This is a genomic window from Parasphingorhabdus sp. DH2-15, from assembly GCF_051668705.1.
Lineage (GTDB): Bacteria > Pseudomonadota > Alphaproteobacteria > Sphingomonadales > Sphingomonadaceae > Alterisphingorhabdus.
Genome location: NZ_CP196351.1, coordinates 2,256,426 through 2,269,522, shown reverse-complemented (window position 1 = coordinate 2,269,522; position 13,097 = coordinate 2,256,426). Strand labels below are relative to the sequence as shown.

Below are 13,097 nucleotides of genomic sequence, written 5' to 3'. Positions count from 1 at the left end.
AAACACCATATTGGGTGTAGAAAACGTAACATGCTGATAGTCAGGGGAAAGAGCGATGGCAAGTAAAGCTGCATCACAAAACGGATCAATCGTCTCTTCCGAGGCAGAACATTTTGGCAAGTTGGCAGCTGATTGGTGGGATCCAAAGGGCAGCTCTGCCATGCTGCACAAACTTAACCCTGTTCGGCTGCGTTATATCAGGGAAGCGATTGGCCGGCATTTTGCTGTTTCAGAACGTGAGCGCAAACCGTTGGCTGGCAAACGTGTGCTGGATGTAGGGTGCGGGGCAGGGCTGCTCAGCGAGCCTTTGGCACGGATGGGCGGCATGGTAACTGCGTTAGATGCGGCACCAGAAAATGTAGAAGCAGCAAAGGCACATGCTGTGCTCAGCGGATTAGAGATTGATTATCGCGGCGTGCCTGTTGAGCAACTGGCAGATAAAAATTTCGATCTGGTGACCGCGCTAGAGGTAATTGAACATGTTGCCGACCCGGCGCAATTTGCCGCGGCATTGGTGGAGCATTTGGCGGATGATGGTCTGTTAATCCTGTCCACACCCAATCGCACAACATTATCAAAATTGCTGATGGTCGATGGGGCTGAATTGATGGGTATGATTCCGCGTGGAACCCATGATTGGAATAAATTCCTGGTCCCTGAAGAGATTGAAAACATGTTTGCAGAACTGGGCATGAAAATGTCTGCACTTACCGGTATAGCTTTTGATCCTCTGCGCGGCTTACATTTGGGTGACAATATTCAGCTCAACTATATTGCCTGTTTCACGCACAGCAATTAGGTCTTTGTCATGACATCTAAACCAATAGCACGCGATTATACACCGGCTGATAAGCCATCATGTCTGGCAATTTTTGATGGCAATACACCGCCTTATTTTGACCCTTCAGAACGTCCTTTGTTTGAGAGTTTTCTGGATGGTCCGCGTGGCCCTTATCTGGTGCTTGAGCAGCAAGGCGTGATTGTAGGCTGTGGCGGTTTTGCGCGTGAAGATGATGGAACCACCATGAGCTTCACATGGGGAATGGTAGACAGAAGCCAGCATAAATCAGGGCTGGGTCGGCTTTTAACAGAGGTTCGGCTGGAACGTATAAGTGCATTGGACAATGTGCAATCCATCCAGCTTAATACCACGCCGCAAATTGCACCGTTTTTTGAACATATGGGTTTTCGCCGCACACGGTTTGAAGCTGATGGCTATGCTCCCGGCATGGACAAAGTTACCATGGAGAAGTCAGCATAGCCCCATAGTAGTTAGTTAACCGAGTGCTGCGTCAAAAATCCACATCCGGATAATGTTTGGGCGGATTAATGCCGCCCATACGGTCAGCCAATAATGGTCGGAATGATGGCCGCGATTTGAGCACACTATACCATGTATGTGCCTGACTATGGCCAGCCCAATCTATCCCGCCAAGATAATCTGCAACAGAAATTTGTGCAGCAGCGGCAAGGTCGGCCATACTCAAAGTAGAGCCAGCAATCCATGAACGACTATCGACCAGATAGTCCAGATAATCGAGATGGGTGTTGGCACGGCGCATAGCCTCACGCAGGATACTCGCATTGGGCGACTCACGTGTTACCAAGCGCTTCTTCATTCGCTCATGAAGCAGCGGCGCCACCACATCACCATAGAAATGTTCTTCGAACAATGCGACCAGACGGCGTATTTCGGCGCGATATATGGCGGTTCCACCCAATAAAGGATTGCGGTCTTCGGTTTCTTCCAGATATTCACAAATTGCGCGGCTGTCTTTCAGGACCAGCTTGCGTTCTGTATTGGCAAGCACTGGCGTGCGGCCAGCAGGGTTGAGATCAAGAAAATCGTCACGCATTTCCCATGGATGCTCGGCCACAAGTTCATAGCCAATGCTCTTCTCACTCATCAGCAACCGCACCTTGCGTGAAAAGGGACAGAGAGGGAATTGGTAAAGTTGCCACATGCCACTCTTTTGCAGCAGTCAGAGAGAATCGTCTACAGCCATTATGATGAAATCTGGCGATATGTGGTGGACAAATAACCCTTCACTGCGCGCCACCAGACTGATCGCACCAGTGAAGACATAGACGATCAGCAGCGGAAGATTATTTTGTGAAGGTGTTCACTTGTAATTCAAATATGTAACAATATGTTACTTTCCGAACAGGGGTGTTCAATTAGGAGTTGATATGAAAAAGACTATTATTTCAATTTTGGCAATCGGCGTTGCCACTGCGGCATCCCCCGCAATGGCGCAGAGCAATGATGCACAAGCCGAATTTTATGTCGGTGCCAGTGCTGGCTATCACGATGTTGGCGATCTTCCAATTGTCGGTACCGTAGATGGCATCATCTTGGGCGGCTATGCTGGTGTTGATGTGCCTGTTGGTGAGACGATTATTATCGGCCTTGAAGGCAATTACCATTTCGGCACGAGCGATATTGATAGCGAATATGGCATCGCCGCCAAACTCGGCACACGGGTAGGCAATAATGGTCAGGTTTTCCTTCGTGGTGGTTATCAGGAAGTAGACTTTGACTTGGGAAATATCGTTGGCGGAGGCGTTCCGGCCGGTCTGGACGATAGCGATGGTGATTATCTTGTTGGTGTTGGTGGGCAGATCAGCACAGGCAACAATATCGGCCTTCGTCTTGTCGTCGACACAATCGGCTTTGACACTGTACGAGCGACTGTAGGCGTACAATATAATTTCTGATTATATGTGCAAATGATAACAACCCCTCTGCCTATCAGCAGAGGGGTTTTATGTGTCTGGTTTTAGTAAAACCGACTATTCCGCAGCAATAGCGGTTTCGCTTAACGGCACTGGCAAACGGTCCACCATTTCTTTCGGGCAAATTTGCCAGAATTTGGTGCGGTAATTGTCCCATCCATCCAGAATTTCCTGACCCCATTTGCTCGCGGTCATCTGTACATGTTGTTCAATCAGTTCGCGCAGCTGGGTTTCCCAATGCGCACTGTCCAAGCGTTGCCATGTGATGGATTCAGGATTGGCCCGTTTTTCAAACTCGTCTTTCAGGTCAAGCACATAGGCCATGCCGCCGGTCATGCCCGCGCCGAAATTGCTTCCGGTTTTGCCCAAGATAACCGCAACGCCGCCCGTCATATATTCGCAGCCATTGGCACCAATGCCTTCGACGACAACTTGTGCGCCGCTATTGCGAACGGCAAAGCGTTCCCCTGCGCGGCCAGCCGCGAAAAGATAGCCCGATGTCGCGCCATATAATACGGTGTTGCCGATGATGACATTATCTTGGCTCACCAATGATGAGCTGACAGTAGGGCGAACTGAGATTATACCGCCTGACAATCCTTTGCCGACATAATCATTGGCGTCACCAAAGACTTCGAGCCGTATCCCTTGGCACAAAAACGCGCCTAAAGATTGGCCAGCACTGCCCCGCAACCTGACATGGACATAGCCATGTGACAAGGACCGCATACCAAAACGCTCTGTAATCTCAGCAGAAAGGCGCGTGCCAACTGCGCGGTGCGTGTTGCTGACATTATAGGCCATTTGCATCTTTTCGCGGCGCTCAAACACTGGCGCTGCGTCACGCAACATCTGTGCATCCAGACTGTCCGGAACAGGGTTGCGATCACCCGGTACATTGAAGCGGCGCGCGTCATCTGGTGCGTCAACTTTGGCCAAGATCGGATTAAGGTCCAGATCGTCAAGATGCTCTGCACCACGGCTGACTTGGCGTAGCAATTCGGTGCGTCCAATAATCTCATCCAGAGAGCGATAACCCAGCTTGGCCAATATGGCGCGGACATCTTCTGCGATGAAGGTCATCAAATTGATGACCTTCTCCGGCGTTCCAGTGAATTTCTCACGCAGCCGTTCGTCCTGCACACACACACCAACAGGACAGGTATTGCTGTGACACTGGCGGACCATGATGCAGCCCATGGCGACAAGGCTTAATGTGCCGATGCCATATTCTTCAGCGCCCAAAATCGCAGCGATCACGATATCGCGGCCGGTTTTCAGGCCACCATCTGTCCGCAACCGAATGCGATGGCGCAAATTGTTGAGTGTCAGCACTTGGTTGACCTCAGACAGGCCCATTTCCCATGGCGTTCCAGCGTGCTTGATGCTGGTTTGCGGTGATGCACCTGTGCCGCCATTATGGCCAGAGACCAGAATGACATCGGCATGGGCTTTTGCTACGCCAGCAGCAATGGTACCAATACCGGCGGACGCCACCAGCTTCACACACACCCGTGCGCGTGGGTTGATCTGTTTCAGATCGTAAATCAGCTGTGCCAGATCTTCAATGGAATAGATGTCGTGGTGCGGTGGCGGGCTGATAAGTGTCACACCCGGGGTTGAGTGGCGCAATTTTGCAATAAACTCACTTACCTTAAAGCCCGGTAGCTGCCCGCCTTCACCTGGCTTTGCACCCTGTGCGACCTTAATCTCTATCTCTTCACAGGCGCCGAGATATTCAGCGGTAACACCGAAGCGGCCCGATGCGACCTGTTTAATCGCGCTATTGCCATTATCGCCATTACTATAGGGCTGATAGCGTTCCTTGGACTCGCCGCCTTCACCCGATACGGCTTTCGCGCCGATCCGGTTCATGGCAATGGCTAGCGTTTCATGAGCCTCTGGCGACAACGCGCCTAGCGACATGCCGGGGGTAATAAACCGTTTGCGAATTTCGGTGATCGCTTCAACCTCGTCCAGCGCCACTGGCTCGCGCACATTCGTGAACTCCATCAAATCGCGCAGCGCCATCGGCGGCTGGTCGTCAAGCGCTTTGGCAAAGCGGCGATAGGTGGAATAGCTGTCATTGGCGACAGCGCTTTGTAGCATATGCATCATATCAGCAGAATAGCCATGCGTTTCGCCGCCTTCACGCTGGCGATAAAAACCACCAATGGGCAAGCGTGCAACCAGCGTATCATAGGCCGCTTCGTGGCGTATCTGCGCATTTAACTGGAGCGAGGCATAGCCTTCACCAGAGATTTTGGACGGCATACCAGGGAACAGGTCATTCACCAGTCCGCGGCTCAGGCCGACGCTTTCAAAATTATAACCGCCGCGATAGCTGGAAATGACGGATATCCCCATTTTGGCCATGATCTTGCGCAAGCCTTCGCTTATCGCATCGCGGTAATTGGCAATAGCTTCAGTCAAGGTGAGCCCTAGACACAAATCGCGATTATGTCGGTCAACGATTGCCGCTTCAGCCAAATAGGCATTCACGGTTGTCGCCCCAACGCCGATCAATACGGCGAAATCATGCGTTGTCATGGCTTCGGCCGAACGCACATTGATAGAGGCAAAGGAACGCAGCCCCTGACGGACCAAATGGGTATGAACACCGGCTACCGCCAATATCATGCTCACGCCGACATTGTCTGCACTTATGGTTTCGTCAGTCAGGAAAATTTCCGTCTTGCCGGACCGGACGGCTTCTTCAGCCTCAACCCTTAAGCGGGCTATCGCGGTACGCAACGCGAAACCATTTTTCTTGGTCTGCGCAATATCATCTATTTTATAAGTACAATCGATATTTGCAGCTTTTTTGCCAAAGCTGGCTCTTAACCGATACCAGTCATCATTGGACAAAACGGGTGTGTCGAGCACCAGTACATTTTCATTCTGGCTATCTTCTTCCAAAATATTTGCCAGATTGGAAAAGCGGGTTTTCAGGCTCATCACATGACGTTCACGCAAGCTGTCGATAGGCGGGTTAGTAACCTGACTAAAGTTTTGCCGGAAAAACTGGCTGATAGGGCGCGGCTTATCACTGATAACCGATAAAGGTGTATCGTCGCCCATGGAGCCAATGGCTTCTTTGCCGCCTTCGGCCATTGGTGCCAATATCAGCTCCATATCTTCCAATGTCAGACCAGCGGCAACCTGACGCGCTGTTAGCTCAGCGCGGTTCCATGCCGATGGCTGGGCAGTCTTGTCGGCTGGCAGGTCATTGAGCGTCAAAAACTGTTTGACCAGATTTTCATAGGGCTGTTCCGAAGCAATGCGGTTTTTAATGGCGTCATCCTTGTACAACATGCCATCGCTCAGCGTCACGGCGATCATTTCACCCGGGCCAAGCGCACCCTTTTCAATGACATCCAGCTCATCAATCGCCACCATGCCGGTTTCTGAACCGATAACCAGCAAATCATCGCGTGTGCGGGTATAGCGCAGCGGACGCAGAGCATTGCGGTCAACACCAGCAACGGCCCAATCGCCATCTGTCATTGCCAAGGCCGCTGGGCCATCCCATGGTTCCATCACGCTCGCCATATATTGGTACATGGCATGGCGTCTTTCGGGCATATCGGCGTCATGCTGCCATGCTTCCGGCACCAGCATCAATTTGGCCGTCGGCGCGTCGCGTCCTGCACGGCAGATAGTTTCAAACACTGCGTCCAGTGCCGCTGTATCAGAAGCATCGGCAGGAATAACCGGCTTTATGTCTTCGGATTCATCGCCAAAAGCCAGGCTGGCCATTTTAATTTCATGGCTTTTCATCCAGTTTTTATTGCCTCTGATCGTGTTCACTTCACCATTATGCGCGAGCGAACGAAAAGGCTGGGCCAGCCACCATTGCGGAAAGGTGTTGGTGGAATAACGCTGATGGAAGATCGCCAGACGGCTGACGAAACGCTCATCATTCAGGTCAGGATAGAATACGGCCAGACTTTCCGCGAGGAACAGGCCTTTATAGACAATATTGCGGCAGGACAGGCTGCAAAGATAAAAGTCTTTAATCTGCGCAGCGATAACGCGCTTTTCAATCCGGCGGCGGACGAGATAAAGACGCTTTTCGAATTCTGCTTTGGCGGCATCATCAGGGCCATCATCGCCAAATTCCGGGCCAGCGATCATAATCTGTTCAATTTCAGGCCGTGTGTTGTTCGCCTTTGGGCCGATAACCGATGTATCAACCGGCACCTGACGCCAACCATAAATGGTAAAACCGGCATCAATGATTTCAGCTTCGACCAGAGTGCGGCACGTTTCTTGAGCATTCAAATCAGTGCGCGGCAGGAATATCATACCCACGGCCAATATATTTTGCAGAACCTGATGCCCTGATGCCGCTATGGCATCGTCAAAAAACCGGACGGGCAATTCCACCAGCAATCCTGCGCCATCGCCTGTCTTGCCATCAGCATCAACCGCACCGCGATGCCAAACCGCTTTTAGCGCATCAATGGCCGATGCAACCACGCGGCGTGAAGCCTGCCCATTGGTAGAAGCAACCAGACCCACACCGCAGGCATCTGATTCAAATTCAGGGCGGTACATGCCTTCACGGGCAATGCGTTCATGTTCAGGAGTTGCAAATTGCATTGCTTTTAATACTCTTCTTCTGGTGTTTGTTCGCTGTCTGCCTCAACATCTGCATCTACTGCCACCCCGTCTCGTTGGGCATATGTCGGTCCGGTTAGCCCGATGGATAAGACCATCAATATTGGCGCTATGAACATGTGCATAGTTTTATAAGGCGTTTGGACATCTTATTCCTCCGCAAAATATTGCGTAAAAACCTCAGTTGTTTTTGCGATAATCACATCTGAATTGTCATCGCTGACCTTTTTGCCCCATTGTTCCGTTAGTTTGGCAATTTCCGGTGTCAAGGAGCCCAATTTGTCAGCTGCGCCTGACAATACAAAGGTCGCCGTCAGCGCTTGATCCTCAGGCGAGGCTTTTTCCGTTAAATTATTGGCGATTTCGTCAATCAGCTTATCAGTTTCTGCGCTGTCCGCTCCCAATTTTGCACCAGCAGCAACGCCGGATTTAAAAGCCTCTTGCCCGATAGGCGAGTTCAGAAAGGTGACTGCGACAGAGATTTGTTTGTTCGTCATTTCGTCTGCCAATATCGACGCCAGTTGCGATTGCACATTGGGCAGATCGGCGACCATGAAATCCCGCAAAACCGGTTTTAAGGTGGAAATAAGATTATCGACCAATTTAGGATGGTCTTTAAATATTGGTGCCGATGCAGGGTTTGCGAATAAGGCAGCGCGAAATTCTTTTTCAAAACCCTCTCGCAGAGAGGTATCTACAGTTTCAGCATTGAGCATTAACGCGGCCAAAGCCAATGCTTCTTTATTCTGTGCCTCAGTTGCAATATCGGGCGTGCCTAAAGGGCCAGCAACGGCATTGGCAGGCATGGCTGCACAAAGCGCCAATGCTGAAACCATAACCAATTTACGCATATTCAGACTCCTCATTCTGCTTCAGCGAATTTCAGGATGATATTTTCAATAATCTCTTCCAATTCGCGGTCTTCTTCAGGCGTACTTTCATTCGCCCAATCGGCCTCAATCTGATTGCGTTGCTCGCGAAGGCTTGTCATTTTTCGACCAGTCGGCGTGAATGCAAATTTCAATAGGTCTGTTCTGACCTGCTTGTCCCAACCGCCGACAGATTGCGCGACCGAATTTTCAACCAGCTTCTCCAAATCCTCGGATGATATATTGCCGTCCGGGTCTTCGGCAACGCCAGAGAGAATAGATGACATGTCTAGGTTGTTTTCTGTACTCTCGCGGATAACGCGATAGCTATCCGTAGCGAAAAACCGCGTGGCATTTTCAATGTCTTCCAGTTCAAGGTTTTTGGCATAAAATTTTGCCAGATTGTCATAAAGGGCAGGGTATGAATCTGTTGTTTGTTTGACGATTACCGGCATTACTGCAGTAACCAGCGCATCAAGAAATCCCGGTGAAGCTTCTTCCAATTCCGCAAATTCAGGGATTTCGCTATAAGCAATATAGATTTGACTGGACATGCTGGCCAGCAACTCATCGCTAAAATTCGCATCGCCCTGTTGCAGAATGGCCATCTCATAGGCCGCTTTGTACAGCGCATCCTCCTCGCTTGACTGGATAAGCGGGCCATCAGCATGTATTCCGGCAAAAGCAGGCTGTGTGGCAAGCAAGGCCAGAGCGAGGATGAAGCGTTTTTTGGTCATAATCGGTTACTTTCGTGCAGCAGCTTTTAGATATGTGTGCATATGTTCTGCCACATCGCGGCCATCACGAATAGCCCACACCACCAAAGAGGCGCCGCGTACAATATCGCCTGCTGCAAAAACGCCATCAAGACTGGTCATCATCGTCTTGTGGTCGACCAGCAAAGTGCCCCAACGCGTCACTGTCAGCTCCGGTGCATCAAACATTTGGGGCAGGGCATCTGGCTCAAAGCCCAAAGCGCCGATGACTAGGTCGGCTGGCATATTGGTGGTTGCACCGGTGACAGGTTCCGGCGAACGACGTCCTGAATAGTCAGGGGCGCCTAGCCGCATTTGCTGAACTTCGACGCTCTCTACTTTGTCGCTTCCATGTACAGCCAAAGGGGCAGACAGCCAGACAAATTCAACGCCTTCTTCTTCTGCATTTTGTACTTCACGCTGAGAGCCGGGCATATTGTCGCGGTCACGGCGGTACAGGCATTTTACCGATTTTGCACCTTGGCGAATGGCTGTGCGTACACAGTCCATGGCGGTATCACCGCCGCCTATAACGATGACATTCTTGTCCTTTGCGGACAGATCACCACAATCAAATTGCTGAAGATCATCACCGAAACCGCGCCGATTGGATGATGTCAGATAATCAAGGGCAGGGTGAACACCGGCAAGATCAGTACCAGGGACGGTGAGGTCGCGCGCTTTATAAACGCCTGTTGCAACCAGCAGAGCATCATGCTTGGCGCGCAATTGATCCAGCGTGGCATCGCGGCCAACGTCAAACCCCTGATGAAAGACGATGCCGGCCTCCATCAACCGTTCGATACGCCGCATGACCACTGGCTTTTCCAGCTTAAAACCGGGGATGCCATAGGTCAAAAGCCCGCCCGCGCGATCATAACGATCATAGACATGCACATCATAGCCGCCCATGCGCATATATTCGGCCGTAGCCAGACCTGCCGGACCAGCGCCGATAACACCAATAGATTGCCCGCGTGCGGGGCCGACGGTAACGGGCTCTACCCAGCCATTATCCCATGCAGTGTCGGTAATATATTTCTCAACCGACCCGATAGTGACAGCATCATGGCCGGAAAATTCAATGACGCAATTGCCCTCGCAAAGCCGGTCTTGCGGGCAGATGCGCCCGCAGATTTCGGGCATGGTAGATGTTGCGTTTGACAGCTCATAAGCTTCGCGTAAGCGGCCTTCCGCGGTGAGTTTCAGCCAATCGGGAATATGGTTGCCTAAAGGACAATGGTTTGAACAATAAGGCACACCGCATTGGGAACATCGTGCGGATTGCTCCTTTGCAACCCGCTTTGCATAAAGATCGGAAATTTCTTCAAAATCGAGCGCACGCACCTTGGCATCCCGTTTGACAGGGTATTGCTGGTCACGATCAACAAATTGCAGCATTTTTTCTGGCGTTTCATCGCCCATAATCACTTCCCGATTGCATTAATATTGGGTGCAGAACATTCAGCCATGACGCAGGATTGTATCTGCACTGCTGTCCTTGCAAGGCCTGATAAGCCAAGATTCGGCTTTTGTCACGCGAAAAACATTATATAGGACAGCTATACTTACCTATAATTTAGAGATTAAACGCGGCATGAGTAAGTAAAGAGATTTTTATAAATTATTAAGGCCGATTTGTACTTATATGTGTCATATCTATCGTCTGATACAAAAAATAGCGACAATGTCGTAACCCATCATTATGAGATGCAGGGTATTGATAGAATTTACCCCAATAGCTGGAAAAGTACCCAATGTCGTTTTTGCAAATGCTGATTATCGCCATCGTTCAGGGGATTAGCGAGTTTCTGCCCATATCGTCCTCCGGGCATCTTATCCTCATCCAATATGCCACCAGCTTTGGCGATCAGGGGCCGTTGATAGATGTTGCTGCCCATATTGGGTCATTGCTGGCTATTATCACCTATTTCTTCCGTGATGCCATGGGGCTGGCCAAAGGCGGGTTGGCGACTATTGGTATAGGCAAGGCACCGGAAGAGCGCAGACTGTTCTGGTGGATTGTTATCGGCACAATTCCAGCAGTTATTTTTGGGCTTTTTCTTAAATTGGGTGGCTATCTGGAAGGCCTGCGCTTTGCAGAGCTGATTGCCGTCAATTTGATCGTTTATGGCATATTGCTAGGCATTGCAGATCGTTATGGCCGCTCTGACCGCAGCTATGAAGATATGACACTGCGCGATGGCATCATTGTTGGCCTGTCACAGGCATTAGCGCTTATTCCGGGCACCAGCCGTTCAGGCGTCACCATGACGGCGGCGCGGTTCTTGGGTTTTGGCCGGGTCGAAGCGGCGCGCTTTTCATTCCTCTTGTCCATACCGGCAGTTGCTGGCGCTGGCGTGCTTATCGTGCCTGATCTTTTTGAAGCGGGCAGCGAACTGGTCGTGGAGGCACTTATTGTCGGCGCGCTAACCTTTGTGGCGGCATTGGCAACAATGGCGTTTTTGATGCAGTTTCTGAAACGTGCATCAATGATGGTGTTTGTGATTTACCGTGTGGCTATGGGCATATTGCTTTTGGTGCTGCTCAATATGGGCACCATAGCTTCTGCTGTAAGCGGTTAAGATGCTGGCTTAGCTATTGTCTCAGCCAATGTTTTCACCAATAGCCTGACCAAGCAAGTGACCAGATAGCCATGCATTTTCAATGCGTGGGCCGGATAACCAATCCCCGCAAAGGCCAAGCTGCTGATCATTATCCCATAAAAAGGGCGTATCACTCCGTTCGATCTGCGGCACCATGGCATAGCGCCAGCGATGCGCAGCTGCGATGATCGGGTCTGGCAATTTTGACAATCCTATAGCCGAGGTAAAGGCTTCGCGCATCATCCCTGCAATCACCTCTTTATCCTCTTCCAAATGTTGCTGAGACCATTTGGGATTGGCCTGAATAACCCAATTTTCTGTGTCCTGTCTGCCAGGCTTTGCATTGTTGCGTGCGGCCCAGCCTATTGGCCCATGGTCCCGAATTGTTTGTACATCAGTGTCCAGAGCAGCTTCAAACCCCAGCATGATGGTCCAACATGGTGCCGATTTGATATCGCAAGCCTTGTCAGCAAAATTGTTATTATGCTCTGCAACCAATGGCGCGACTTGTTCGGCGGGTACGGCAATAATGACTATGGCAAAGGGGCCGTGTTTCCTGCCTTTTTCAGTGGTCATCATCCAGCCATCATCATGGCGGGCAATGCTGGCAATGCGTTTCGCCCAATGCACATCATGCACATTGGCCATGGCTCTTATCGGTGCGTTCATTCCCGGAACACCGACCCAGGCATCTGCGCCTGCCTTTGGCCAAGGCGCGATAATAGTTTGGGCCGCCCATTCTTCACTTTGTTTGACAAAACGGGGGTCGCGCGCAGTAAAATATTGCGCGCCATGGTCGAAATGACGTTCCGTGCCATTGTCATCTGTCATGCGGCGCGTGGACATGCGCCCACCGGGGCCACGGCCTTTATCAAACAGCTCCACTTTATGCCCAGCGGCAACCAAGGCATTGGCAGCGGCCAGCCCAGACATGCCGGCACCAATAATGGCTATTGTTTGAGGTGTGGGTGATGCGGGCATGACTGGCTTCCTGTTTTTGGATAGCCTGTGAGATGTTTATGCAGGGCGGGAAAAACAAGACCATAATCATCGCTTGCACATCTGGCACAAATGGCAATAACCAATATATCGATAAACAATCAGGAGAGCGAAAATGTATAGCCATATGATGGTCGGCAGTGACGATATTGAACGGTCCAAGACTTTTTACGATGCGACCTTTGGCGCTATTGGCGGCAATCCGGGTATCATCGACCCCAAGGGCCGGTTGATTTATATGCACAATGACGGCCTTTTCCTTGTCACACCCCCTATTGATGGTGAGCCTGCCAGTTGTGGCAATGGCATGACTGTGGGCTTTGCAATGGCCAATCCGGAAGAAGCGGACGCATGGCATGCAGCGGGCGTGGAAGCGGGTGGCACAGCCATTGAAGACCCACCAGGTGTTCGTGAAGGCAATGGCATGAAAATGTATCTGGCCTATTTGCGCGACCCGGACGGCAATAAGCTATGTGCACTGCACAGAATGTAACTAGCCACATTATACT

The 13,097-nt window shown here is 50.9% G+C and carries 11 protein-coding genes; 5 read left to right on the top strand and 6 right to left on the bottom strand.

Annotated features, from left to right (window positions below; translation table 11 throughout):
* Positions 1 to 55: 55 nt before the first annotated feature.
* Together ubiG and ACR9YC_RS10625 are read left to right on the top strand one after the other, a co-directional pair.
* Positions 56 to 799 carry a bifunctional 2-polyprenyl-6-hydroxyphenol methylase/3-demethylubiquinol 3-O-methyltransferase UbiG gene (ubiG, locus tag ACR9YC_RS10630; RefSeq protein WP_438727382.1) on the top strand — a complete coding sequence of 248 codons (744 nt, stop codon included), beginning with the start codon at positions 56 to 58 and terminating at the stop codon, positions 797 to 799.
* Positions 800 to 808: 9 nt separating this feature from the next.
* Positions 809 to 1,261, top strand: coding sequence for a GNAT family N-acetyltransferase (locus ACR9YC_RS10625; protein ID WP_438727379.1), 453 nt, complete (start codon positions 809 to 811; stop codon positions 1,259 to 1,261).
* Positions 1,262 to 1,292: 31 nt separating this feature from the next.
* On the opposite strand, the gene ACR9YC_RS10620 is transcribed toward ACR9YC_RS10625, so the two are convergent.
* Positions 1,293 to 1,964, bottom strand: a complete 672-nt coding sequence (locus tag ACR9YC_RS10620; protein ID WP_438727376.1) for a glutathione S-transferase family protein — start codon at positions 1,962 to 1,964, stop codon at positions 1,293 to 1,295.
* A gap of 226 nt (positions 1,965 to 2,190) precedes the next feature.
* Here ACR9YC_RS10620 and ACR9YC_RS10615 point away from each other — a divergent pair, with 226 nt between their 5' ends.
* Positions 2,191 to 2,718: an outer membrane beta-barrel protein gene (locus ACR9YC_RS10615; protein WP_438727374.1), complete on the top strand. Its 528-nt coding sequence runs from the start codon at positions 2,191 to 2,193 to the stop codon at positions 2,716 to 2,718.
* Between the two features lie 75 nt (positions 2,719 to 2,793).
* Here ACR9YC_RS10615 and gltB read toward each other — a convergent pair whose 3' ends face one another.
* The 4 genes from gltB to ACR9YC_RS10595 all read right to left on the bottom strand — a co-directional run bounded on the left by gltB (position 2,794) and on the right by ACR9YC_RS10595 (position 10,408).
* Positions 2,794 to 7,341, bottom strand: coding sequence for a glutamate synthase large subunit (gene gltB, locus ACR9YC_RS10610; protein WP_438727372.1), 4,548 nt, complete (start codon positions 7,339 to 7,341; stop codon positions 2,794 to 2,796).
* Positions 7,342 to 7,508: 167 nt separating this feature from the next.
* Positions 7,509 to 8,210, bottom strand: a complete 702-nt coding sequence (locus tag ACR9YC_RS10605; RefSeq protein WP_438727370.1) for a hypothetical protein — start codon at positions 8,208 to 8,210, stop codon at positions 7,509 to 7,511.
* 11 nt (positions 8,211 to 8,221) lie between these two features.
* Entirely contained in the window at positions 8,222 to 8,965 is a 744-nt protein-coding gene (locus tag ACR9YC_RS10600; RefSeq protein ID WP_438727368.1) for a hypothetical protein, read from the bottom strand.
* 6 nt (positions 8,966 to 8,971) lie between these two features.
* On the bottom strand, positions 8,972 to 10,408 hold the full coding sequence (locus ACR9YC_RS10595) for an NAD(P)-dependent oxidoreductase (protein WP_438727366.1): 1,437 nt from the start codon (positions 10,406 to 10,408) through the stop codon (positions 8,972 to 8,974).
* A 332-nt stretch (positions 10,409 to 10,740) separates the two neighbouring features.
* Here ACR9YC_RS10595 and ACR9YC_RS10590 point away from each other — a divergent pair, with 332 nt between their 5' ends.
* A complete protein-coding gene (locus tag ACR9YC_RS10590) occupies positions 10,741 to 11,568 on the top strand; it encodes an undecaprenyl-diphosphate phosphatase (RefSeq protein WP_438727364.1) in 828 nt (275 codons plus the stop codon).
* Positions 11,569 to 11,589: 21 nt separating this feature from the next.
* On the opposite strand, the gene ACR9YC_RS10585 is transcribed toward ACR9YC_RS10590, so the two are convergent.
* Positions 11,590 to 12,570, bottom strand: a complete 981-nt coding sequence (locus ACR9YC_RS10585; protein WP_438727362.1) for an NAD(P)/FAD-dependent oxidoreductase — start codon at positions 12,568 to 12,570, stop codon at positions 11,590 to 11,592.
* Positions 12,571 to 12,703: 133 nt separating this feature from the next.
* Here ACR9YC_RS10585 and ACR9YC_RS10580 point away from each other — a divergent pair, with 133 nt between their 5' ends.
* Positions 12,704 to 13,081, top strand: coding sequence for a VOC family protein (locus tag ACR9YC_RS10580; RefSeq protein ID WP_438727359.1), 378 nt, complete (start codon positions 12,704 to 12,706; stop codon positions 13,079 to 13,081).
* Positions 13,082 to 13,097: the final 16 nt, after the last annotated feature.